Annotated in this window: 22 protein-coding genes; 18 read left to right on the top strand and 4 right to left on the bottom strand. The window is 41.3% G+C overall.

From position 1 onward, the window contains the following. Position 1 precedes the first annotated feature (1 nt). The 4 genes from B9T24_RS15565 to B9T24_RS15550 are packed head-to-tail and all read right to left on the bottom strand — an operon-like array spanning position 2 to position 3,241. Positions 2 to 835: an alpha/beta fold hydrolase gene (locus B9T24_RS15565; RefSeq protein WP_086166629.1), complete on the bottom strand. Its 834-nt coding sequence runs from the start codon at positions 833 to 835 to the stop codon at positions 2 to 4. Between the two features lie 39 nt (positions 836 to 874). Continuing rightward, on the bottom strand, positions 875 to 1,303 hold the full coding sequence (locus B9T24_RS15560; protein ID WP_086166628.1) for a lipocalin-like domain-containing protein: 429 nt from the start codon (positions 1,301 to 1,303) through the stop codon (positions 875 to 877). A gap of 23 nt (positions 1,304 to 1,326) precedes the next feature. After that, positions 1,327 to 2,238 (bottom strand): alpha/beta fold hydrolase, encoded by a 912-nt coding sequence (locus B9T24_RS15555; RefSeq protein WP_086166627.1) that lies wholly within the window; start codon positions 2,236 to 2,238, stop codon positions 1,327 to 1,329. A 28-nt stretch (positions 2,239 to 2,266) separates the two neighbouring features. Continuing rightward, positions 2,267 to 3,241, bottom strand: coding sequence for a VOC family protein (locus B9T24_RS15550; RefSeq protein WP_086166626.1), 975 nt, complete (start codon positions 3,239 to 3,241; stop codon positions 2,267 to 2,269). A 196-nt stretch (positions 3,242 to 3,437) separates the two neighbouring features. On the opposite strand from B9T24_RS15550, the gene B9T24_RS15545 reads away from it, so the two are divergent. The 18 genes from B9T24_RS15545 (at position 3,438) to B9T24_RS15460 (ending at position 23,278) form a co-directional block, all read left to right on the top strand. Then, the gene (locus B9T24_RS15545) at positions 3,438 to 4,244 is read left to right on the top strand and encodes an alpha/beta fold hydrolase (protein WP_086166625.1); all 807 of its coding nucleotides are present in this window, start codon (positions 3,438 to 3,440) and stop codon (positions 4,242 to 4,244) included. 30 nt (positions 4,245 to 4,274) lie between these two features. Beyond that, positions 4,275 to 5,504 carry an NAD(P)/FAD-dependent oxidoreductase gene (locus B9T24_RS15540; protein ID WP_228145739.1) on the top strand — a complete coding sequence of 410 codons (1,230 nt, stop codon included), beginning with the start codon at positions 4,275 to 4,277 and terminating at the stop codon, positions 5,502 to 5,504. A 90-nt stretch (positions 5,505 to 5,594) separates the two neighbouring features. Then, positions 5,595 to 6,515, top strand: a complete 921-nt coding sequence (locus tag B9T24_RS15535) for a LysR family transcriptional regulator (protein ID WP_086166623.1) — start codon at positions 5,595 to 5,597, stop codon at positions 6,513 to 6,515. A 105-nt stretch (positions 6,516 to 6,620) separates the two neighbouring features. Beyond that, a complete protein-coding gene (locus tag B9T24_RS15530) occupies positions 6,621 to 7,622 on the top strand; it encodes an ornithine cyclodeaminase family protein (RefSeq protein ID WP_086166622.1) in 1,002 nt (333 codons plus the stop codon). Between the two features lie 49 nt (positions 7,623 to 7,671). Then, a complete protein-coding gene (locus tag B9T24_RS15525; RefSeq protein WP_086166621.1) occupies positions 7,672 to 8,691 on the top strand; it encodes a dihydrodipicolinate synthase family protein in 1,020 nt (339 codons plus the stop codon). A gap of 11 nt (positions 8,692 to 8,702) precedes the next feature. Then, the gene (locus B9T24_RS15520) at positions 8,703 to 10,196 is read left to right on the top strand and encodes an NAD-dependent succinate-semialdehyde dehydrogenase (RefSeq protein ID WP_086166620.1); all 1,494 of its coding nucleotides are present in this window, start codon (positions 8,703 to 8,705) and stop codon (positions 10,194 to 10,196) included. Positions 10,197 to 10,365: 169 nt separating this feature from the next. Continuing rightward, positions 10,366 to 11,310: a VOC family protein gene (locus B9T24_RS15515; RefSeq protein ID WP_086166619.1), complete on the top strand. Its 945-nt coding sequence runs from the start codon at positions 10,366 to 10,368 to the stop codon at positions 11,308 to 11,310. A 140-nt stretch (positions 11,311 to 11,450) separates the two neighbouring features. Then, positions 11,451 to 12,878 carry an aromatic ring-hydroxylating oxygenase subunit alpha gene (locus tag B9T24_RS15510; protein ID WP_086166618.1) on the top strand — a complete coding sequence of 476 codons (1,428 nt, stop codon included), beginning with the start codon at positions 11,451 to 11,453 and terminating at the stop codon, positions 12,876 to 12,878. Beyond that, positions 12,878 to 13,375 (top strand): aromatic-ring-hydroxylating dioxygenase subunit beta, encoded by a 498-nt coding sequence (locus tag B9T24_RS15505; protein ID WP_086166617.1) that lies wholly within the window; start codon positions 12,878 to 12,880, stop codon positions 13,373 to 13,375. The genes B9T24_RS15510 and B9T24_RS15505 overlap by 1 nt, the downstream gene beginning before the upstream one ends. Before the next feature lie 44 nt (positions 13,376 to 13,419). Then, a complete protein-coding gene (locus B9T24_RS15500; protein WP_086166616.1) occupies positions 13,420 to 13,638 on the top strand; it encodes a ferredoxin in 219 nt (72 codons plus the stop codon). A 16-nt stretch (positions 13,639 to 13,654) separates the two neighbouring features. After that, positions 13,655 to 14,194 carry a VOC family protein gene (locus B9T24_RS15495; protein ID WP_004649283.1) on the top strand — a complete coding sequence of 180 codons (540 nt, stop codon included), beginning with the start codon at positions 13,655 to 13,657 and terminating at the stop codon, positions 14,192 to 14,194. A gap of 190 nt (positions 14,195 to 14,384) precedes the next feature. Then, positions 14,385 to 15,176 (top strand): 2-keto-4-pentenoate hydratase, encoded by a 792-nt coding sequence (gene mhpD, locus B9T24_RS15490; RefSeq protein WP_086166615.1) that lies wholly within the window; start codon positions 14,385 to 14,387, stop codon positions 15,174 to 15,176. A 17-nt stretch (positions 15,177 to 15,193) separates the two neighbouring features. Further along, complete coding sequence (locus B9T24_RS15485) at positions 15,194 to 16,138, top strand: acetaldehyde dehydrogenase (acetylating) (protein WP_322853453.1); 945 nt, start codon at positions 15,194 to 15,196, stop codon at positions 16,136 to 16,138. 11 nt (positions 16,139 to 16,149) lie between these two features. Continuing rightward, positions 16,150 to 17,181: a 4-hydroxy-2-oxovalerate aldolase gene (dmpG, locus tag B9T24_RS15480; protein WP_086166613.1), complete on the top strand. Its 1,032-nt coding sequence runs from the start codon at positions 16,150 to 16,152 to the stop codon at positions 17,179 to 17,181. 117 nt (positions 17,182 to 17,298) lie between these two features. Then, complete coding sequence (locus B9T24_RS15475; RefSeq protein ID WP_086166612.1) at positions 17,299 to 18,228, top strand: DUF4116 domain-containing protein; 930 nt, start codon at positions 17,299 to 17,301, stop codon at positions 18,226 to 18,228. 291 nt (positions 18,229 to 18,519) lie between these two features. After that, complete coding sequence (locus tag B9T24_RS15470) at positions 18,520 to 20,682, top strand: TonB-dependent siderophore receptor (RefSeq protein ID WP_086166611.1); 2,163 nt, start codon at positions 18,520 to 18,522, stop codon at positions 20,680 to 20,682. 529 nt (positions 20,683 to 21,211) lie between these two features. Beyond that, positions 21,212 to 22,219, top strand: coding sequence for a DUF1852 domain-containing protein (locus B9T24_RS15465; protein ID WP_086166610.1), 1,008 nt, complete (start codon positions 21,212 to 21,214; stop codon positions 22,217 to 22,219). Between the two features lie 30 nt (positions 22,220 to 22,249). Further along, positions 22,250 to 23,278, top strand: coding sequence for a methionine synthase (locus B9T24_RS15460; protein ID WP_086166609.1), 1,029 nt, complete (start codon positions 22,250 to 22,252; stop codon positions 23,276 to 23,278). Positions 23,279 to 23,375: the final 97 nt, after the last annotated feature.

Below are 23,375 nucleotides of genomic sequence, written 5' to 3'. Positions count from 1 at the left end.
TTTATTGATCTTTCAAGAAGTTGGCAACCAATTGGGTAAATGATTTGGCATGTTCAATTTGAGTCCAGTGCCCACATTGGCTATAAATATGCAGTTGTGAGTTTTCGATCCAATTCAACATGGTGAGTGAGGTTGAAAGCGGAATAACTTGGTCATCACGGCCATGCACCATCAGCGTGGGGTGTTGAATGCTGCGAATATCTACTTCAGGATGTGACATCGCTTCCACCCAACGCTGACGCGGTGCAGGGAACATACGTTCATAGGCAGCACGGGTATCTTCTTTGGTACTGGCGATATAGCGCATTTGTACCAATTCATCACCGACCAGTTTTTGGTTGTAAGCGAAAATTTTCATAATCGCCTGCATATTTTCAAACGATGGTGTGTAACCCCAAACGGCATCAAGTCCTTTCGTCAATTCAAATGGCACACCCACGCTACCCATAAGAACCAATTTATTGACTCGTTCAGGATGATGAATGGCCAATGCAAGTGCCATAGAACCACCAAAAGAGTTACCAATGACATTAACTTTCTCTAGCCCCATTGCATCGAGAAAATCAACAATTTGTTTGAGCCAGTTTTTACGACTAAACTGCATATTTTCAGGGAATTGGCTGTAGCCAAAACCTGCCAAATCAGGCGCGATCAAACGGTATTGGTCTTGCAGCGATTGAATAGTTAAACGCCAGTTTGCCCAAGCGCTAACTCCTGGACCTGAACCGTGCAGCAATAAAATAGGTTCACCATTTCCAACATCATGGTAATTGGTGACAATGTCACCACATTGAATGTTTTTACCAATTTCAGGATTATTAATCATGGTATTCATATTCATTCCTTGGGAATTTTCTGATTCACAAAAATGGGATTAACTACGTTTCCATAGCAACAATGCCGTGCGTGCCTCTGAGGTATTTTCCTCAAGACGTGCGGTTAAACTGAGCAAGCCTTGTTCATCAAATTTGAAAACGCGCTGTTGTTGTCCACCAATCCAGTTAGGAAACAAGCTTAAATCGACAAAATGGGTCACCGTATGGTCGGTAACGCTATAACGACCCGCATACGACATCATGCTGTTATATGCACCCGCTTTTTCAGCATCGCTGGCATTCCATTGACCGCCTGTGGTGAAACTTTCACGATTTGGTCGGCTAATCATGCAACTCATAAAACCATCTTCAGTGTATTGAATGATGCCTTGAGGACCTTCACCCATGGGATAAACACGGCGACCATCGTCATAATTTTGTTCAAAAGTCACGAGTTCCCAACGACCTGCTAAATCTTGTGCTGACATTTTTATTTCCTAATTTGAATGCTTTAAATCATCTGTGCTGAAATGTTTTTACCCAATAAAAACTGAGTCACAATTTCATTGTGTACAGCAGCACTTTCAAACTGTGCCCAATGACCTGTATCTTTTGCACAATAAAATTGACCATTCTGAACTTGCTGAGCAATATGTTGCCCAAGTGCGGGCGGGGTACGGTTCGCATCTCCCCAGTACACCAAAGTCGGTTGACTAATTTCTGTGGCAAGCTCATCTGTAATGATGTGTTTTTGAATGGTTGAACCCGATAAATATTCGGTAATAAAAAGCTTTTGAACTTCTGCCAAGTCAGGTTGTTGATACAGGGCTTGACGCACTTGAATGGCTTCGTCCGTTAAGCGATTTGGATTGGCTAAAATACGGCTCATACGAGCGCGGACATTTTCAAAGGTGGGTTGTTCGAGCACTTCAATTGAACTGGGAACATTGGCTGCCCAATTTGGCTCGACAAAACCGTCAATGGCATTTGCATCGGGACGGTAGCCCATGGTCGTGGTTAAGACCAAACGATCAACACGTTCAGGATGTTGAATAGCGAGCTGCATTGCGACCCAACCGCCCAAGGACTGACCTTCCACATGTGTAGAAGTCAAACCCAGTTGATCTATGACATCAATAATTTGATCCACTAAAACGGGAATAATCTCAGGATTATAATTTTCTGTTTGTGAGCGACCATGCCATAAAAAATCCAGCGCAATCACATGGAAGTGTTCAGCCAGTGCGCTAATATTGCGGGCATAATTTTCTAAATGACCACCTGTGCCATGCAATAAAATTAGGGCAGGGGCATCTTGATTACCCGCTTCAAGAATACGTGTTTTGTATTTACCTTGAAGAATCCGTGTTTGTGTAGCCAGTAATTGCACCCAATATGGAGCGTCTTTAATTTGTGCATTCATTTCAAAATCCTTTACTCAATTCGCGTGCTTAGCTTTTTAGTTCTTCAGCTTTACTTTGAGAAATAGGACCTTTGAGCGTTCCATCAGATTTTTCTAGACCAAATGTCCATTCAGAGAAAATATGCGCTTCGGCTGCAAAATCGGTGGATTGCCATTCTTTGGTCACAATATCTTCATCTGCTGCATATTCCCAAGCGCCACCAAATGGGGTAAGGAAATACCAGAAACATGCCGATGACACACGATGACGCCCTGGACCAGCAAAGGTTTTCCAGCCTTGAGCATCAATAAATTGCCCACCGCCAATTACTTCATGGATATCACGCACTTTAAAGGCCAAATGATTGAAACGTGTGCCCGGTTGTTTGCCATTCATAAAGAACACATGGTGATGATTACCTTCAGCTGAACAGCGTAAAAATACACCACGATCGGCATAGCGGTCTGAGACAATAAAGCCAAGGCGGTCGGTATAGAATTGAATCGCTTCGCCAGCATTATCTACCCCAATGGCTAAATGACTAATTTCATGTGGACGGGCTTTTTTATACATAGGCGCACGGCTATTTAAGCGTTTTGGCTGCCCCGGTGCATTGAATTGAGTCGGTTCATAAGGAACCTCTTTGCGCTGTGCGATTCGGAAAGCCAAGTGGATGCCTAAATCATCCTGACAACGCAACACGCCATTTTCTAACGAAACTTCACGGTCTGTAGAGAGTTCAGCGACTAAGGCCTCAATGCCTGCTGTATTTTTCACTCCCCAAGTCACTTCGCACATGCCGCTCGTGTTACCAATCGGGGTACGGTCAGGACGAGTAGGATCGGCTAATACAATTTCAATCTGTGAACCATCAACCGCAACAAACAAATGGCTGTCTTGTTGGTCGGCTTCAACTTCAGTTAAGCCCCAATCATTTGCAAAACGTAATCCATCTGTTAAATTTTCAACAGCAAATTTGATTCGTTCAATTCCTGTCAGTTGGAAAGCACTATTTTGTCCCATGTCAACACTCCATATCAGTGAACAATTTATTTATTGTCCTCACTTTACGAAGCATTGAATTGTGAATACAGCATCTAACTCATAAATCAGCTATTCAATAATTAGATATCTGCTTTAGATTTTCAAAACTAGCAGCACCTACACATTTTCCATAAGGTAGTCGATATAAACCGACATTTATGGAGTAGGTACCGACATGACGTCACTACCTCAATTTAATTATCAAGTGATTGGCCCTGAAAATGGCCCAGTTCTGACCTTTATTCCCGGGATTGGCAATGATCTGCATTTTTGGGAAAAGCATGCACAATTTCTATCTAGTCATTTTCGTGTGATTACTTTTGATCCGTGGGGACATAATCACAGTCCTTTGCCACCAGAACCCTGTTCTTTCCTGCGTATTTTAGAAGGTGTGATACAACTCTGGAATCATTTGGGGGTAGAGCAAAGTGATGTCGTGGGCCTAGGTTTTGGTGGTTCTATGTCACTGGCACTCGGGTTGTATTTTCCTGAACGGGTGAAACGTATTGTGGCGTGCTGCTGTCGACCTCGTCAGCCCGATAATCGTCATGATTTTTGGCGACAGCGTCGTGATATCGCCCGCCGAGACGGATTAAAAGAGTTAGGGGAGATCACCGTGGATCGTTGGTTGAGTTCTGAATTTCGTCAAACTCATCCCGAAGTGGATCAACAATTACGAGACATGATTCATCGCACCACGGTTGAAGGCTATTGTGCTTATGTTGAAGCCTTTATTGAAATGGATTTTAGCCAGCAACTTGGGCAGATTAAGCAACCGACATTATTACTGGCTGCGGAACATGATCATGGTGGTGGACCAGTTGAAGATATGCAAGCAATGGCCGCGCGAATGCCGAATGCTGAAATTGCGGTGATTCAGGGTAGTGGGCATATATGTAATTTTGAAGCCCCTGAACAAGTCAGTCAGTATTTAACTCAATTTTTAACACAGCCCTCTTTAGATGCTGCCTTATTGGCATAAATAAAAAGATACATTTTCAAGGAGATGAGAGTGAATAAACAACGCGTCATTATTATTGGTGGTGGTCATGCCGGCTGTAGCTGTGCTAAAGCGCTTCGACAAGAAAACTTTAATGGTGAAATCATTCTGATCAGCAATGAATCTGAATTGCCTTATCACCGTCCGCCGCTCTCAAAAAGCTTTATTAAAGATGAAGAACTGATGGATCAAGCTAAGCTTTATCTACAGCCTGAAGCGTTTTATGAAAAATATCGTATTGATCTGCGCATGAACACCACGGTCAGCGAGATTGATACCGAACTTAAAGCAGTCAAACTCTATCATGGTGAAACCCTGCATTATGATGACTTGGTTTTAGCCATGGGCACCCGAGCACGTCCTTTACCTTTGTCTGGGGTAGAGTTGGATGGGGTCATGAATTTACGTACGGCAAATGATGCACGTAAAATTCGTGAACATTTAAAAAGGAGTCAACACGTGGTGATTGTGGGAGGTGGATTTATTGGTTTAGAGTTAGCCTCTACAGCACGTCATCTGGGTAAAAATGTCACGGTGTTAGAAAATATGCACCGCATCTTAGGTCGTGCTGTGGCTCCAATTATTTCTGATTATGTCACTTTGGTTCATCGTTCAAATGGCATTCGAGTTGAATTAGATACTTATATCTCTGAAATTTTGGGTGAAGATGGACATGTGAAATCTGTTGTTTGTGACCGTGGGGTAATTCCTGCCGATTTGGTTTTGGTCGGCGTTGGTGCATTGCCTAATTCCGAATTGGCTGAACAAGCAGGGATTCACTGTGAAAACGGAATTGTGGTCGATGAAGGTATGTGTACCTCAGCCAAGCATGTTTTTGCGATTGGTGACTGTGCCAACCATGAAAATCCATTTGCTGGTAATCGACATATTCGTTTGGAATCGGTACAGAATGCCAATGACCAAGCATTGATTGTGGCAAAAAACCTGATGAATCAAAAAGCCAGTTATCATACTGTACCGTGGTTTTGGACGGATCAAGGCGATGTGCGTTTGCAAATGACCGGTTTATCTTTTGATACCAATGATTATGTAGTGCGCGGAGATATTGAAACAGGACGTTTTTCAGTCTTCCACTATGCTGACAATCGTTTGGTCGCAATAGATTCAGTTAATCAACCTGTAGATCATATGATCGCTCGGAAACTTCTTGAAGCTAAAATTTCCCCAGAAAAAGCTAAAATTGCTGACATTCGGACTAATCTGAAAACTTTATTAAGTTAATTTGTGCTAAAAATTAACTATTAAGTTTAAAGACGATCTCACTGAGCATCTTCATGTTCAGTGAGATCGGTGTTTATAGGGATATACACCATGCAATCCATCCTTGATTCAAAATGGCTGATCTTTATCAAAGTCGCTGAATTGGGTAGTTTATCTAAAGCGGCAAATAGCTTTAATGTACCGCAATCGATGATTAGTCGGCATATCGCTCAACTGGAAGAGCAATGCGGTGCACGTTTATTTAATCGTACTGGCCGTGGGGTCGTACTTACTGAACTTGGCATGCAGTTATTACCAAGGATTCAACAACTTGCCAGTGATGCTTCAATTCTTGCCGATGACATTCGTACTTTCGGTGGTGAGCCGATGGGTGAGGTACGGGTGGGATTATTGCCATTTTTGGTGCATCAACTTTCTGGCGCTTTATATTCTTATATACGGCAAAATCACCCCAAAATTGAATTACATTTGAGTGAGGGCGCGAGTGTTCAACTCGAAGAACTTATCTCGGAAGGGCGTACCGATATGGCATTAATACTTCGAGAAGGTGAGGTAGTATCGACCGAAGAAGTTGTGATTGCCGAATTTGGACTGATGTTAGTGGGGCAACATCATGATCCTTTGGTACAACAACCGACCATTAAACTTAAAGATATTCAAGATTTACCGCTCATTGTTCCTTCTAGGCCTCATCCGCTTAGGGCACGACTGGAAAATTTAGCACGAGCTTATGGTTATAAGTTTAATTGTGTCATAGAAGCAGACTCTAACCGTTTGCAACATGAGCTTGTTGTGGCAGGCGGTGGCTATGCGATTACTTCGGGGTTATTCCAGTCAGATCGAGGTTCGAAACTATTACAATCCTCGTTAATTGTGGAGCCTGAACTCCCGAGGAGTATTGTGCTGAGTCACACCGTGCGCCGTCCGCATACACGTGCAACGCGTGTTGTACAACGTTGGTTAGAAAAAGAAGCACCGCTTATACTTAAACGAATGGTAGATGATAGATAAGCTTAAGCTATCCATTTAAGAGATATCTGATTTTCGATTTCAACTCTAGCTCCGACTCCTCCTAATCAGTAGATTGTAAAAATAACGCTGAAAAGGAGTTCGGATGTGAACAACTCACACCACACCACGATTTTTATTAATGATGAGAATGTTGGCCGCTTGGCTAACTGGTCTGATGTCATTACGGCTTTGACCGACGCTTATGCTCAACCTATGACTGCAACGATGGTTCCACCTCGTACCATGGCACGAGGTGACGGTTTCTGGTTGCGTAGCCTCTGTGCTGTTTCGCCTTCTAAAGAATATATGGGCTGTAAATTAATTGCAGCCAGTCCAAAAAATAAAAAAGCCAGTTACCTGATTTCACTGTTTGATCAAGAGACCATGCGTTTGGCTGCCTTGATTGATGGTAACCGCATTACCGACATTCGAACTGCCGCAAGTTCTGCTGTTGCAGTAAATGCCTTGGCAGCTCAAGATAAATTGGATATTGCCATTATTGGTTCAGGGGCTGTAGCACGTGGTCATTTACATGCTTTAAATGCAACTGGACGTGTGCAACGTGTCCGTGTTTTTAGTCCAACTCAAGCCAATCGGGAAAAATTTGCTGAAACTTTCCAAAATTTGTATGGCTTAGACATCTTGGCGGTTGCCAGTGCGGAAGAAGCTGTTGCGGGTGCCAATGTAGTGATCTGTGCATCACGTAGTAAAGATGAATCTCCAGTATTCAATGCAGCTTGGCTAGAACCGGGTATGACTATTGTTTCAGTAAGTTCCACACTGCCAGAACAACGCGAACTGGATGTGGAAACTATGCAGCGCGCGACTTTAATTGTGGCAGACATGCCAGAAGAAGTATTGCATGAAACGGGTGATGCTTTAGCTGTTCAAGCCATTGGGGATGATATTGCCAGTAAGACTGTGTCATTGGCTGATGTTGTTTCAAACAACGTTACCGCTCGAAAAAATCCAGAAGATATTTTGATCTATAAATCAGTGGGTTCAGCATTGCAAGACATAGTTACCGCTGAAATGCTGCTACGAAATGCCAAGCTTGAATCGTTATTTCAAGACATGCCAGAAAGCATTGTCACCATTGATCGATAATCAACGTATTTAATTTTAAAGACAGACTCTACAAGAAAGGATATTTAACATGGCAAATTATAAACGTGAAGATGCGCGTGCTTGGGCAAAACAACATTTAAAAGGCTGTTCATCCGTGACCATCCCAAGTTATAGCCAAGATTTAACCCGTTTAAATGAGAAAGGTATTCGTCACGATATTCAAAAAGTTATTGATCTTGGTTATACCTATACCTTGCTCTGTACTGAAGTTGCGATTACCCCTGAAGAAAATGCCCAGTTTACCGCTTGGGCAAAAGATCAAGCAGGCGATAAATTGGGTTTATTTTTTCATGCAGGTTTTGGCACCCTTGAAGAAAATATCTATGCAGTAAAGCTGGCTGAAAAAGCGGGTGCAGACATTGTTCTATTGTCTTATCCATCAAATTTTTGGCCAACATCTGAACAAGATATTTATGACTACACCAAAGCATTTTGTGATGCCACTGATCTTGGGGTGATGTTATTTGCTATTCCACTTTGGGGCTTTGAACGTGTGCATCCACAAGGTATGTCACCGGAACTGATTCAACGTTTAATTGATGATTGTCCAAACGTTGTCTCTTTAAAAGCTGAACAAGGTTTTCCTCATATTGCGGGTCTAGTAGACAGCTATGAACGTTTTAATGACCAAATTGTGGTGACGTGTCCAATTGAAAGTGACGTGATTCCATTATTACGTTACATGGATATGCAATTCTCAGGAACCAGCTATACGCAATGGATGGGTGATCATTTTGTGAAAACCTTTAATCTAGCGAAAGAAGGCAATTTTGACGAAGCTATGAAACTGTACTGGCAAGCACAGCCTGCACGTGGTGCAGTAGGTGCAGCAACAGGTGCTTATATGCCGGGTTCAAACTACATTAACCGTGCACATTGGAAATATATGGATTGGTTAGCAGGCTTTAATGGTGGTCCACTTCGTGCGCCAGTAGCACGTATTCCAGATCGTATGATGAAAGTTTTACGCCAAGGCTTAGTTGCTTCAGGTCTACCATGTACAGATGATCCAGATAGTCAATTCCTCGTTGGTCGTTTCCCTGAGTGAGGTGATGAATTATGAATAGTTTTACAAGTCCAAACCCAGAAAATCTTTTAACAGATCAAGCATTGTGGCGTACAGGTGCATTTATAAATGGGCAGTGGTTGAATGAAACCCCTCATGGTAAATACAGCCTTAAAAATCCAGCGACGGATGAAGTTCTCGTTGAACTTCCACGTTGTAAGGAACAAGAAACAGAACTAGCCATTCAATCAGCACAAGTAGCATTTGAAAAGTGGCGCAAAACCACAGCTAAACAGCGTTATGAAATTATTCATCGTTGGTATCAGCTAGTGGTGGAGCATAAAGAAGATTTAGCCACCTTAATTACGTTGGAAGAAGGTAAGCCGCTGTCTGAAGCACGTGGTGAAATGGATTATGCATCTTCATTTTTACAATGGTTTGCTGAAGAAGCAAAACGAATCCGTGGTGATGTATTGCCTGCACCCAAAGATGGTCAACGCATCGTTGTTTTGAAACAACCGATTGGTGTCTGTGCAGCCATTACACCATGGAATTTTCCAGCAGCGATGATTACCCGTAAAGCAGGTCCTGCTTTAGCTGCGGGATGTACGATGGTGGTTAAACCAGCCAGTCAAACGCCATTAACAGCACTGGCTTTGGCTGAACTTGCTCGCCGTGCAGGTGTGCCTGATGGTGTGTTCAGTGTACTTACAGGAAATGACACACGAATTATTGGTGGGATTTTAACATCACACCCACTTATTCGTAAAATCACATTTACAGGTTCAACAGAGGTTGGACGTACTTTACTTGAGCAATCTGCATCGACCATTAAAAAATGTTCAATGGAATTGGGCGGCAATGCACCTTCTATTGTGTTTGATGATGCAGATTTAGAACGCGCCGTTGACGGTGTCATGGCATCCAAATTCCGTAATACAGGTCAAGCGTGTATCAGTGCCAATCGTATTTATGTACAAGATGGCATTTATGATGAGTTTGCAAAACGTTTAGCTGCAAAAGTTGCAACCTTAAAGGTTGGTAATGGTTTAGATGAAGGTATAGAGCAAGGTCCTTTAATTGACTTAAATGCGGTTGAAAAAGTCGAATCACACATTGCTGATGCTGTTCAACATGGTGCAACTGTCCTTTGTGGCGGTCAACGTAGCGACTTAGGTGGATTCTTCTTTCAACCGACAGTATTGGCGAATGTAACTGCTGAAATGGCTATTACCCAAGAAGAGACCTTTGGACCTATAGCACCTTTAATTCGTTTTAAAGATGATGATGAGGTGATTTTTCAAGCGAACAATACTGATTTTGGCTTAGCTGCTTATTTATATAGCCAAAATGCAGCCCGCATCTGGAACACAGCTGAAGCTTTAGAGGCAGGCATGATTGGTATTAATACCGGACTGATTTCTAATGAAATTGCACCATTTGGTGGGGTAAAACAAAGCGGTTTAGGTCGTGAAGGCTCACATTATGGTATCGATGAATTTCTTGAAATAAAGTACATGTGCTGGGACGGATTGCTCACAGGCTAAGTCAATAGTCAATTAGCGGTATTCCTACTATTCGGATTAGTTTGGTTGCCTACACAATGGTGAACATCGAATAGTAGGTTTGGGAAGAAGCGAAGCTCTATTTTAATCATGGAATAGAACAAAAATATAGGATAGTGCAATCCGAGGATGGATTCACAGGAGTATGGATATGAATATTCTAGGTGTAGAAAAACTGATTTTTGGAGCAAATGATTTAGCTGCTTCCATTAAATTTGTAAAAGACTTTGGTTTAAAAGAAGTCCTGACTGAAGAGTCAGGTCACTACTTTGAAACTTTAGATGGATCTGGAATTTATATTGCAGCGACTGAAGATGAAAGTTTGCCGCAAAAGTCAGACTCCATCAGCCAGCTTCGTAAAATGATTTATGCAGTAAAAGACCAAGCGGCTTTAGATGCTGTGCATGCAGAATTAAGCAAAGATCGTCAAGTGGCTGTACTGGCTGATGGCGCTTTAGAAAGTCATGATGACTCTGGAATCAGAATTGGTTTTCAAATTTCAAAACGCCGTGAGTTAAATCTTCCTGTAGAAAAAATTAATGCACCTGGTGCGCCACATCAACGATCTTACAATGAATTAGGCGTCAATCAAGATGCTGAAATTTACCCACGTACCATAGCTCATTTGGCTGTATTTGTACCAGATGTGGCGCAAGCCGAAAAATTTTATGTCGATCGTTTAGGCTTTCGTGTCAGTGACCGTTTAGGCGGAGGCCCTTTCTTGCGTGCAGGTGGCACCACAGATCATCATTCATTATTTTTAATTCAAGCACCTGCTCATATTAAAGGTGTAGAACATATTTCATTTCACTTGGCCGGTCCAAGTGAATTAATGCTTGCTGGCAACCGTTTTCAAAAATTAGGGCATCAAAGTTTCTGGGGACCTGGTCGTCACGGCTTGGGTTCAAACTGGTTTTGGTATTTTGATGGCCCATTAGGCTGCCGTTTTGAATATGACGCAGATATGGATCAACTCGATGAAAATTGGGTACCACGTGAATTGCCACTGCATGAAGATAATGCACAAGCTTATTTACTTGAATTTAAAGATAAAAATTGGGCACCATTTAATGGGCCTGTGAAAAAAGCAAGCTAATCTTCTTAAAGGAAGATAAGGAAAAATAGCCACATAAGTGTGTTGGCGTAAATACAGGTTAGATAGGAGGCTCACTTGTATTACAGCTAGGTCACACCTATAGCGCCAAATACAAATGCTCTTATGGAGGAGATTTCCACATGTTTAAATATATTCAAGTGTCATCAGGAACCGATGAAGAATATGTCGATCATTTATGTGATCGAGTAGAAGAAAGTATCAATCAAGGTTTTCTCCCAATTGATATTTTTAATGATGAAGCGGTGTTTCGTGCCGAAATGGAACGTATTTATACCCGTAACTGGATTTTCGTTGCACATGAAACTGAAATTCCTAATAAAGGGGATTTTGTTCTACGTCGCTTAGGTTTAGATAAAGTCATTGTGACACGTGACAGTGAAGACAAAATTAATGTCTTACTGAATCATTGTCGTCATCGTGGTACGGAAGTTTGTCATACCGATCGTGGTAATGCATCTAGTTTCAAATGTCCATACCATGGTTGGGTTTATAAAAATAATGGTGATTGGATGGGTGCCCCGCATATGAAAGATGCGTATGGCGGCAAACTTGATGCCAAAGAATGGGGCTTACTGCGTGCGGCTAAAGTTGAAAGCGTTTATGGCTTTATTTTTGCGAGCCTAAATGCAGATGTTCCACCGCTACGTGAATATTTAGGTGACTCTTTGTGGGCACTTGATGCGATTTTCGGTATTCATCCAGATGGGGTCAAATTACTCAAAGAACCAGAACGTTTTCAAGTCAAAGCAGACTGGAAAAGTGGTGCAGAAAACTTCTGTGGCGATGCCTATCATGTCAGTACCGCCCATATGTCAGCGGCAGGTGCTGGATTTATTCCAAGTGTAAACCAAGTCAGTACCCATGCATCGGGCTATGATTTTGGTCATGGCAACAGTTTCATTGGACATAATTTATCTGAAATGATTGGTGTGCCTTTACCAAACTGGGGTTACCCACCAGAGATTCAAGCGCAATTTGATTTAAGCAATCTTGATGAAACGCAAATTAAAATGATTCGTGATGTGCCTCCTACGATTGGTACGATTTTCCCAAATTTTAGTTATATGCGTTTACCGCATCCGCCAGCACCGGGTGAAATGCCAATTCCATTTACCAATATTCGCATGTGGCAACCTGTGTCACCCGGGGTGATGGAACTTTGGAACTATGAGTTCGAATTTGCTTTTGTCCCTGATGAATATGCTGAAAAAGCTTATGCGGCTGGTCAGTATGCGTTTGGTTCAGGTGGGATTTTTGAAGCAGATGATACTGCTGTTTGGGAAGGCATTGCCAAAGGTGCGCAAAGTCCGTGGTTACGTAAAGAGCAAGTGAATTTACACTACAGCCAGAAGCAGTCAGGTAAAGATCCATCATGGACAGGCCCAGGTGATTTCCATCCGTCTATTTATGGCGAATATTGTCAAATTGAATTTTGGCGACGTTGGTTGAAAGAAATGCGTGATGGTAAAAAAGTTGCAGTGAAGTGCAGTGCTGACCCAGAAGTACAAACCGAATCAAATGCAGAACCAGAAAAAGGAGTTGCCTAATGGATTACGCTTCTCGTGAACAGATTCACCATTTTTTATCCAATGAAGCCTTGCTACTGGATGAACGCCGCTTCGATGAATGGTTTGCTTTGTTAGATGATGAAATTGTCTATGAAGTACCATTACGTATTGGTATGAATAATTATAAAGACGAATTCCCAGGCGATGCTTATCGTATCTTGGATAAAAAAGCCCACATCAAAACTCGTATTGATCGCTTAGCGACAGGGCAGGCTTGGGCAGAAGTTCCACCATCACGTACTTTAAGATTGATTGGTAGCATCATGATTGAAGCAACTGAACAAGCGGATGTGGTCACTGTGCATAGTGCCTCAATCATGTACCGTCAACGTGGACATGATGAAGCGGGTGATATTATTCCTTACCGCCGCGTAGATACCTTAAAAATTACCGCACAAGGGATACGCTTACTGAAGCGTAAAGCCATCTTGACTGATGCGGTCTTAAGAACTCCGAACTTAGGCGTATTTTTATAATTTTTTCGTCATTGATGACACCCGTATTTAAAGGATGAAAGCGCATGAGCGATAAAAAAATTGAAGTAATTTTAGACACAAAACAATGTCAAGGTTATGGTATGTGTTTGATGTCTGAAGATATTTTTGAAATTCCACAAGGCAGTCAAGTCGCAACCTTAAAACAACATTTGGTTGATTTTTCACGGGAAGATGAAATTCACGAATTAGTGGGTGCTTGTCCAGCTCAGGCCATTAGTTTTCGTATTTTGGAAAACGCATAATAGGATTGGAATAAATATGCAAAATTCAATTAACAGTATTTTAAGTAAACGTTTTGACCAAATTTGCTTTGTCGTTGAAGACTTACAGCAAGCGATGGATTTCTTTACTCAAACCAATGGCGTAGAAGTATGGAATGTTGCTGAAGGTTTATCTCAAAGCCAAACCGAAAAAGAATATTTTGGTGAACCCGGTGATTTTCAGTTTAGCTGTGCTTATGGTTTTGCAGGCGAAACCTTAATTGAACTGGCACGCCATGATGGTGGTCGCAGTGTGTATAAAGATTGGTTGGATGAAAAGGGCAAGGGGCCGCATCATATTGGTTTTCGTCAAAAAGATGCAGATGAATATGCACTCGCAGAAAAGCATTATCAAGATTTAGGTATTAAAAAAGCCATGGCTGGTTTTTTTGAAGGGCCTTTCGGTAACTGTCGTTGGGCTTATTTTGATACGCGTGAACAGTTGGGCTGCTATACCGAACTGTACTATGTTGATGGCGAGTTAAATGACCGTATGGCAGAACTCAAAAGCGGTAAAAATGTGAGCATTACCGACTAAAAATCTATTCAGATCCAATGCATAGTCTTGTAGGCATTTTACTTAAGTACTTTGCTTGCAAGATAAAAAATTAAAAATTTAGACAACACGTTTAATTGCATCAATTAAGCGCAGAGCCTTTTCATCTCTCGATTTAAGTTTTTTGAATTTTGCACTATGGAATCAATATCAGATGTAAGGATTTTATCACATGTCAAATCAAAACATTGAAACAGTCGCTTTTGCATTAAAACAAGCGGAAATTTCACGAAGTGCAATACCACCTATTCGTACCGAACTTGGCGGAGATCAAGCGAATGTCGATGCTGCATACGCAGTACAAGAAATAAATACTCAGAATGCTCTTGCTCAAGGTCGTCGTTTAGTGGGTCGGAAAATTGGTTTGACATCAAAAGTGGTGCAAACCCAATTAGGGGTTGACCAACCAGATTTCGGGATGTTGTTTGCAGATATGGCTTTTGGTGATGGTGAAGCAATTCCAGCAAACCTACTGATTCAACCCAAAATTGAAGCAGAAATTGCTTTAGTCATTAAGCACGATTTAAACAAAGCAAAACATACTTTTGCTGACATTATTAGTGCGACTGATTATGCCTTGGCGGCAATTGAAATTGTAGATAGCCGTATTGAAAACTGGCAGATCTCACTGATTGATACCGTGGCGGACAATGCTTCATCTGCTGCTTTTGTGTTGGGTTCACGTCCAGTCCAACTGGAAAATCTTGATTTAGTGAACTGCAAAATGCGCATGACCCGAGACGACGAAGTCGTATCACAAGGTGTTGGTCAAGCTTGTTTAGCCAACCCATTAAATGCTGCGGTATGGCTGGCAGATGAAATGATGCTTCGTGGTCGTCCATTATTGGCGGGTGACATCATTTTAACTGGAGCATTAGGACCAATGGTGATTGTAAATCCGGGTGATGAATTTGTCGTTGAAATTGAAGGGTTTGACCCAGTGACAGCTGTATTTGCGCAATAATCTGCAAAAAGGAAAAAATAATGTCAAAAATTAAATGTGCAATTATCGGTTCGGGCAATATTGGCACTGACCTGATGATTAAAATTATGCGTAATTCTCAATATCTGGAAATGGGCGCAATGGTTGGTGTAGATCCAAATTCAGATGGTTTAGCACGTGCCGCGCGTTTTGGTTTTGAAACCACTGCGGAAAGTGTTGAAGGTTTACTCAAACTACCCAATTTTAAAGAGATTAAGATTGTATTTGATGCGACTTCAGCAGGGGCACATCAACATCACAATGCTGTGCTACAACAATATGGCATACAAGTCATTGACTTAACCCCTGCTGCGATTGGTCCTTATGTCATTCCAGTGGTCAACCTAGATGAACACATGAATGCACCAAATATCAATATGGTGACTTGTGGTGGACAAGCCACTATTCCTATGGTGCATGCGGTATCTCGGGTTGCCAAAGTTCACTATGCAGAAATTATTGCTTCTATTGCCAGTAAGTCAGCTGGTCCCGGCACACGTGCCAATATTGATGAATTTACTGAAACGACCTCTAAAGCCATTGAAGAAGTGGGTGGGGCAGAAAAAGGCAAAGCGATTATCATTATGAATCCGGCAGAGCCGCCACTGATCATGCGTGACACCGTATATTGCCTTGCTGAAGTGGGCGCAGACCAAGAAGCCATCCGACAATCAGTAAAAGAGATGGCGGATGCAGTACAGGCGTATGTACCGGGTTATCGTTTAAAACAAGAAGTGCAATTTGAAGAATTTAATGTAGATCGACCTTTAAATATCCCAGGTTTAGGCAAATTACCGGGCTTAAAAGTATCCGTTTTTCTAGAAGTAGAAGGTGCAGCACATTATCTACCCGCCTATGCAGGCAATCTGGATATCATGACCAGTGCTGCTTTAGCTGCCGCAGAACGCTTTGCTGCAACCCATCTGACTCAAAAAATTGCGTAAGGAGAATCAAAATGTTTGATCAAGAAAGAAAAATCTATGTGTCAGATGTGACTTTACGTGATGGTATGCATGCGATTCGTCATCAATATTCACTCGATCAAGTGCGTCAGATTGCCCGTGCTTTGGATAAAGCGGGTGTAGACAGTATAGAAGTTGCTCATGGCGATGGTTTACAAGGTTCAAGCTTTAACTATGGTTTTGGAGCACATACCGATTTGGAGTGGATTGAAGCAGTAGCCAGCGAAGTGAAAAATGCCAAAGTGGCGACACTTTTATTGCCGGGTATTGGTACGGTGCATGACCTAAAAGCCGCTTATGATGCTGGAGCGCGTGTAGTACGCGTGGCAACCCATTGTACAGAAGCCGATGTATCAAAACAGCATATTGAATATGCTCGATCACTCGGGATGGATACAGTGGGCTTCCTAATGATGAGTCACATGAATACACCTGAAGGTTTGGCGCAGCAAGGCAAACTGATGGAAAGCTATGGCGCACAATGTATTTATGTAGTCGATTCTGGCGGTGCTATGAATATGTATGATATTGCTGAGCGTTTTAAAGCCATGAAAGATGTACTTGATCCAGCTACAGAAACAGGTATGCATGCTCATCACAACTTAAGCTTAGGTGTGGCAAATAGTATTGTCGCGTTAGAGCATGGCTGTAATCGCATCGATGCCAGTTTGACGGGGATGGGTGCAGGGGCAGGTAATGCACCGCTTGAAGTATTTATTGCAGCAGTTGAGCGTATGGGACTAAAGCATGGTTGTGACGTTAAATGTTTGATTGATGCGGCTGAAGATATTGTTCGTCCACTACAAGAAAGACCAGTGCGTGTTGACCGTGAAACCCTAGCACTTGGTTATGCAGGCGTATATTCAAGCTTCTTACGTCATACTGAAACCGCCGCAGAAAAATATGGTTTATCTGCTTTTGATATTTTAGTGGAGCTTGGCAAAAGACGTATGGTCGGTGGACAAGAAGATATGATTATTGATGTCGCGCTAAATATGCTGAAGTCAAAAGAGCTACAAATCTAAGTTTGGTACATTGAGGCTCAAAGCTTGAGCCTCAATTTTTTTATTTAGTGCTTCCTTTTATGCTGTAAACCTTAAATGCCATAAAAGGAAGTTTTTGCATTTGAAAGTAGATTTAAAATGGAATTCCGCAACTTATATAACCTATCTTATAAGCGTAATTTAAATGCAGTCAAAGAAAATGGGCTTTACTTACAATACGTAGAAAAACAGGACTTTCATATTTGTTTTGAGGCTATTAAAAATAATCCTAGAGCTTTAAGATTTGTTAAAAATCAGGATGAATTTCTATGTGGAGAGGCAGTCTCACGATGTGGTGATTTATTACAGTATGTATTCAATAAAACTTTAAAAACTTGTTTGCTGGCACTTAAAAATGAAGGTCTGGCAATCCAGTATATTAATCAACCGACTGAAGAAATGTGTCTAGTCGCGGTGAAACAAAATGGTTATGCCTTGAAGTATATTAAAGGGCAAAATATGAAAATCTGTCATGAAGCGATTTTAACCCATCCGCAAGCTATTAAATATGTAAAAAACCAGTTAGATGATTTATGTGTGTTGGCCGTAAAAAAGGATGGTTTAACCCTGAAAGATATTTTCTATCCCAATGAAATGTTGTATCTGATTGCGGTGAAATCAAATCCTGCTGCAATCCAATATATTCAGAATCCGTCTGAAGAACTTATTCTGTTAGCAGTCCGTCGTAAACCCAATATGATTCAATATATTAGAAACGCTTCCGAGAAAGCATGGAAAGAAGCGATACAAAAAAATGCTTTAGTGATTCGATATTTAAAGGAGCAGAAAGAGGAACTCATTTTATTTGCAATTCAGAAAAATCCAAAGTCATTCAAATATATTCATACTCCAAATGATGCTATGTGCCAATTGGCTATTTCTTTAGATTATGAAACTATCCGCTATATAAAAGATCCTTCAGAAAAATTGTGTTTGTTGGCATTAAAAAAATCGAGTGATGCTTATTTTTATATTAATAAAAAATCTCGAACTCCACGTGTGATAAACAAATACAGAGCAGTTTGTTAATTGTGACTCAAATTAAGCGGTCAAATAAGCGTAGGTAAATCATAGCCTTGAATATCGCCGTATGAAATAAATTGGCTGAATTAGCTAGATATCACCCCAAGTTGTGACTTGAATTTGAATGATTAAGGGATAAACTCTATCAGAAATCCTTGTGTACAGCACCGTATCAGGATAATTTAAAAAAAGCTGATATATGTTATAGAACATGCTTGTTCAACCTGAGAAAATTGTGAATACTCACGCTCGCAAAATTCAGGCTGTAAAATCATATTTTGGGGTTAGGCAACTATTGTGAAAACGTATCCATTTTCAATTTCTCGTTTACAAAAAGCATTACTGGCGGTTGGTTCATTTTCATGTCTAGGGCTGAGCCCAGTATTGGCACATGCTGAAGCTGAAAATGATACACCACGACTCGCAACGATTACTGTCACCGCTCAAACAGCACAAACTGCTTACTATCAACCAAAAGTGAATTTATCAGGTTTTACTCAGCAAAATCTTGCTGACATTCCTGCATCCATCAGCACAGTAACAGCCGAGCGTATGGCAGATCAACATGCGAAAACACTTGCCGATGTAATCAAAAATGATGCATCCGTTGGTGATGGCTACGCGCCAATTGGCTACTATCAAAACTTTGTAATGCGCGGCTTTAGCTTAAATTCGGGATCGAGTTATTTGCTAAATGGTCACTTGCTTCGTGGTGAGCAAAATGTCGCACTTGAAAACAAAGAGCAAGTCGAAATTTTAAAGGGTATGAGTGCCATTCAAAGTGGCATGTCGACACCGGGCGGTGTAGTTAACTATGTCAGCAAACGTCCCAAAGATATTCGCTCTATGACTGTTGAAGCCGACAGTCGGGGTGGCAATCGTGTGGCAACTGACCTTGGTGGTTTACTTGGAGAAGATCAGCAGTTTGGCTATCGAGTGAATTTGGCGCATGAAGAAATCCATCCTTATGTTGAGCATGCCGATGGAAAGCGCTCGTTCGGTTCTTTGGCTTTGGACTGGAAAATCTCGGATCGTTCAAAATTAGAATTTGATCTTGAATCACAGCGCCAACGTCAGCGTTCTGTACCCGGCTATCAATTGCTTGGTGGTAAAACTGTACCCACTGGAGTTGAATGGGATCGTTTACTAGGTTATCAAAGTTGGAGCAAACCTGTAGCCAATGAAAGCCTAAATGCCAGCCTAAAATATAGCTATCAAATCAATGATAATTGGACAACGAACTTGTCAGCTTCACAAAGCCGTGTGGTTGTGGATGATTATTCAGCCTTTGCATATACCTTTGACCAAAATGGTAACTATGACATTTATGATTTCCGCAGCCCTGATGATAGTTATCTGACCAATCAATTTAAAACAGGCTTAAACGGTAAATTCAATACTGGGGCATGGCAACATAACCTGAGCTTAGAGCTGTCACATGCTTACAAACGTCATACACAGTATGATGCAATTAATGAATGGGTGGGTACAGGGAATATTGATAATGATCCTATCACTTACACACCTACGAACAAAGCTTTAGGCAATCATTACAAATCATTGGATAGCCAGCAAACAGCGCTAAACTTACTCGACCAGATTGATTTTAATGATGCTTGGTCAGTTTTAGTAGGCGGTAAACTCTTACATTTGAATGAAAATGCCTATGCTGCGGATGGCAACAGCATCCGAGATAGCAACTTTAATCGCTTCTTGCCACAGCTCGCGTTGATGTATCAGCCTTGGGAGCGTACTCATCTGTATGCTTCTTATGCCAAAGGTTTGAGTGATGGCAGTCAAGCGCCGTGGTATGCCACAGGTAATCCTGCCAAAGGTATCGTAGGTAATGCCTTCGCAACATTAGCGCCAAGACATTCAACACAGTATGAGCTGGGTATTAAGCAGCAGTGGCAATCCTTACTCTTTACTGCGGCATTGTTTGACTTAACACAAGACAATCAATATACAAACTCAGACAATTACTATGTCACAGATGGTGAACAGCATAACCTTGGCTTGGAACTGGGATTGCAAGGACGTGTAGCGCAAAATCTAGAGATGACATCTACTTTGGCACTGACTCGTTCACGTTTAGAAGATATACAAGTGGATGAGTATACGGGGCATCAAACTCAAAATGTACCAACAGTTCGTTTCGCCAGTCATCTGTCTTATCAAATGCCACAAGTAGAAGGTTTACGTTTACTCGCAGGCATGCAATACAGCAGTAGCAAATATGCCAACAAAACAGGCGCCGTGAAAGTACCAAGTTATACCGTGTTTGATGTAGGTACAGCCTATAACTTCCGTGCTTATGATTATGACAATACGCTTCGTTTCAACATTGATAATCTGTTCAATAAGAAATACTGGCGAGATGCAGGTGGTTTCTTTGGAGATGATTATTTATTCCTTGGTGCACCACGTACAGCACAATTATCATGGACTGTGAATTTCTAATTCAACGGCTAGACTGCGCTAAAAGACTGTCTGAGTGTTTAGCTTAGGCAGTTAAATTTTATTTTAGTGATAAATAGACCTTGTATCTCTTGCGAAAGTTAATTTAAGAGCATCCAATTAATTATTACAGCAATTAAATTAGACAGGGTGAATATAATGACATTTCTTCAGTTTAAGATGAAGTATATTCATCACAAGCGCTCTTGGACTTCATAGCAAGTAACGCCTATTGTTCCTAAACAGATGTTTAGCTATTTCAATTTTCCATGTTGTTGGTATAGACGTTCAAATAAATAATAAATATTTATTATCAGCAATTTAACTACATTTTTAATAAATAAATTTATCAAAGATAGCTATATTCAAATTTTCTACTTTTCATGCTTAATAAGTACGACAGAACACAGACAGTGAATTTTTTTCATCTTGTGGTTAGATTAAATCATTTTTATTCATGTTTCATTTCAAGTATAAATCACTACATACAGAAATTTTGCTTTTATTTTAGAAATTAGGGTAGCGGATCACCATGAGTAAAGAATTTGCATGTTCAATTAAACGCATTCGTTTCGATGAGAGCTATCAGCCAGCAGAAAGCACACGTTTGACGACTAACTTTGCCAACTTAGCTCGTGGTGAAAGCCGTGAACAAAACCTACGTAATACGCTTCGAATGATTAACAATCGTTTTAATGCTTTAGCCGATTGTGATAACCCTAACGGTGATCGCTATACAATTGAAATTGATATTATTTCTGCAAATTTAGATATTGAGGGTAATGGTAAAACATTCCCTGTCATTGAAATGTTGAAAAGTACCATTACAGATCACAAAACAAATCAGCGTATTGATGGCATGATTGGCAACAGTTTTTCTTCTTATGTACGTGATTATGACTTTAGCGTGGTTCTGCCAGCATATTTTCAAAATCAGCCTAAATCGAATGCACCAGAAAATTTTGGTGATTTGCATGGCAAGCTTTATCAATATTTGGTGAACTCAGATGCATTTACAGCGGAATTTAAAAAATCGCCTGTGATTTGCTTGAGTGTTTCAACGACCAAAACGTATTACCGTACTGCCAATCAGCATCCTGTTTTAGGTGTTGAGTACAAGCAAGATGAATACTCACGTACGGATGACTATTTCCACAAAATGGGCTTGCAGGTTCGTTACTTTATGCCGAAAGGCAGCGCCGCACCCTTAGCATTCTATTTTGCGGGTGATTTGCTGCGTGATTACACCGACCTTGAATTGATCAGCGCGATTAGTACCATGGAAACTTTCCAGAAGGTATATCGTCCTGAAATTTACAATGCAAATTCGTCAGCGGCGCAAGTGTATCAAGCAAGTCTAGAGTACCCAGATTATTCATTGACGCAAATTGTATATGACCGCGTTGAGCGTGGTCAGTTAGCGGTAAAACAAGGTAAATGGACTGAAGAAAACTTCATTAAACCTTATCAAAATATTCTTGAGCAATGGGCTGCCAACTACGCTGTAGAGCGTAATGACGTTAAAACGAACGCTGCGTAATTCACCTAAAATAGAGATAGAAGATTAAAAATGGCAATTTTATTACCAACATCAACCGCTGGCAGCTTACCAAAACCGTCTTGGCTTGCAGAGCCTGAAAAACTTTGGTCACCTTGGAAATTAGAAGGTGATGCATTAATTGAAGCAAAGCAAGATGCGCTGCGTTTATCTTTGCAAGAACAAGTGCATGCAGGGATTGATATTGTCAGTGATGGCGAACAAACCCGTCAACATTTTGTCACCACGTTTATTGAACATCTTGACGGGGTAGATTTTGAAAAACGTGAAACCGTTCGTATTCGTAATCGTTATGATGCGAGTGTACCTTCAGTGGTAGGCGCTGTTTCTCGCCAAAAGCCTGTTTTTGTTGAAGATGCCAAGTTTTTACGTAGCCAAACCAATCAACCGATTAAATGGGCGCTGCCTGGCCCGATGACCATGATTGACACACTGTATGACGGTCACTATAAAAGCCGTGAAAAACTGGCTTGGGAATTTGCCAAAATTCTCAATCAAGAAGCGCGAGAATTAGAAGCTGCTGGCGTGGATATTATTCAGTTCGATGAGCCTGCATTTAATGTGTTCTTTGATGAAGTGAATGATTGGGGTGTTGCAACCCTCGAGCGGGCACTTGAAGGTCTGAAATGTGAAACAGCAGTTCATATTTGCTATGGCTATGGCATCAAAGCCAATACAGATTGGAAAAAGACCTTAGGTTCAGAATGGCGTCAATACGAAGAAGCATTTCCTAAACTGCAAAAATCGAAAATTGATATCATCTCGCTAGAATGTCAAAACTCGCGTGTGCCAATGGATCTGATTGAACTGATTCGCGGTAAAAAAGTGATGGTTGGTGCAATTGATGTCGCAACCAATACGGTTGAAACGGCAGAAGAAGTGGCTGATACTTTACGCAAAGCACTTCAGTTTGTCGATGCGGATAAGCTTTATCCATCGACCAACTGCGGGATGGCGCCATTATCTCGTGAAGTGGCGCGCGGCAAACTCAATGCCTTAAGTGCAGGCGCGGAAATTGTTCGAAAAGAACTCTCTGCCTAGTACTCACCGATATAGTGATATGAAAGGGTGACTTAGTTCGGTTTGGTTGAAATTCCTGATCAAATCAAACGAGTAACCCTAAGCTCAATCAAGATTA

The sequence above is a fragment of the Acinetobacter sp. ANC 4654 genome (assembly GCF_002135425.1).
Taxonomy (GTDB): Bacteria; Pseudomonadota; Gammaproteobacteria; order Pseudomonadales; family Moraxellaceae; genus Acinetobacter; species Acinetobacter kyonggiensis.
This window is presented reverse-complemented; position numbering and strand designations above follow the sequence as displayed.

Excerpts from the sequence above, each read along its gene's own strand:
- B9T24_RS15565 (WP_086166629.1), bottom strand. The coding sequence starts at position 835 with ATGAATACCATGATTAATAATCCTGAAATTGGTAAAAACATTCAATGT.
- B9T24_RS15560 (WP_086166628.1), bottom strand. The coding sequence starts at position 1,303 with ATGTCAGCACAAGATTTAGCAGGTCGTTGGGAACTCGTGACTTTTGAA.
- B9T24_RS15555 (WP_086166627.1), bottom strand. The coding sequence starts at position 2,238 with ATGAATGCACAAATTAAAGACGCTCCATATTGGGTGCAATTACTGGCT.
- B9T24_RS15550 (WP_086166626.1), bottom strand. The coding sequence starts at position 3,241 with ATGGGACAAAATAGTGCTTTCCAACTGACAGGAATTGAACGAATCAAA.
- B9T24_RS15545 (WP_086166625.1), top strand. The coding sequence starts at position 3,438 with ATGACGTCACTACCTCAATTTAATTATCAAGTGATTGGCCCTGAAAAT.
- B9T24_RS15535 (WP_086166623.1), top strand. The coding sequence starts at position 5,595 with ATGCAATCCATCCTTGATTCAAAATGGCTGATCTTTATCAAAGTCGCT.
- B9T24_RS15525 (WP_086166621.1), top strand. The coding sequence starts at position 7,672 with ATGGCAAATTATAAACGTGAAGATGCGCGTGCTTGGGCAAAACAACAT.
- B9T24_RS15520 (WP_086166620.1), top strand. The coding sequence starts at position 8,703 with ATGAATAGTTTTACAAGTCCAAACCCAGAAAATCTTTTAACAGATCAA.
- B9T24_RS15515 (WP_086166619.1), top strand. The coding sequence starts at position 10,366 with ATGAATATTCTAGGTGTAGAAAAACTGATTTTTGGAGCAAATGATTTA.
- B9T24_RS15510 (WP_086166618.1), top strand. The coding sequence starts at position 11,451 with ATGTTTAAATATATTCAAGTGTCATCAGGAACCGATGAAGAATATGTC.
- B9T24_RS15505 (WP_086166617.1), top strand. The coding sequence starts at position 12,878 with ATGGATTACGCTTCTCGTGAACAGATTCACCATTTTTTATCCAATGAA.
- B9T24_RS15500 (WP_086166616.1), top strand. The coding sequence starts at position 13,420 with ATGAGCGATAAAAAAATTGAAGTAATTTTAGACACAAAACAATGTCAA.
- B9T24_RS15495 (WP_004649283.1), top strand. The coding sequence starts at position 13,655 with ATGCAAAATTCAATTAACAGTATTTTAAGTAAACGTTTTGACCAAATT.
- mhpD (WP_086166615.1), top strand. The coding sequence starts at position 14,385 with ATGTCAAATCAAAACATTGAAACAGTCGCTTTTGCATTAAAACAAGCG.
- dmpG (WP_086166613.1), top strand. The coding sequence starts at position 16,150 with ATGTTTGATCAAGAAAGAAAAATCTATGTGTCAGATGTGACTTTACGT.
- B9T24_RS15475 (WP_086166612.1), top strand. The coding sequence starts at position 17,299 with ATGGAATTCCGCAACTTATATAACCTATCTTATAAGCGTAATTTAAAT.
- B9T24_RS15465 (WP_086166610.1), top strand. The coding sequence starts at position 21,212 with ATGAGTAAAGAATTTGCATGTTCAATTAAACGCATTCGTTTCGATGAG.
- B9T24_RS15460 (WP_086166609.1), top strand. The coding sequence starts at position 22,250 with ATGGCAATTTTATTACCAACATCAACCGCTGGCAGCTTACCAAAACCG.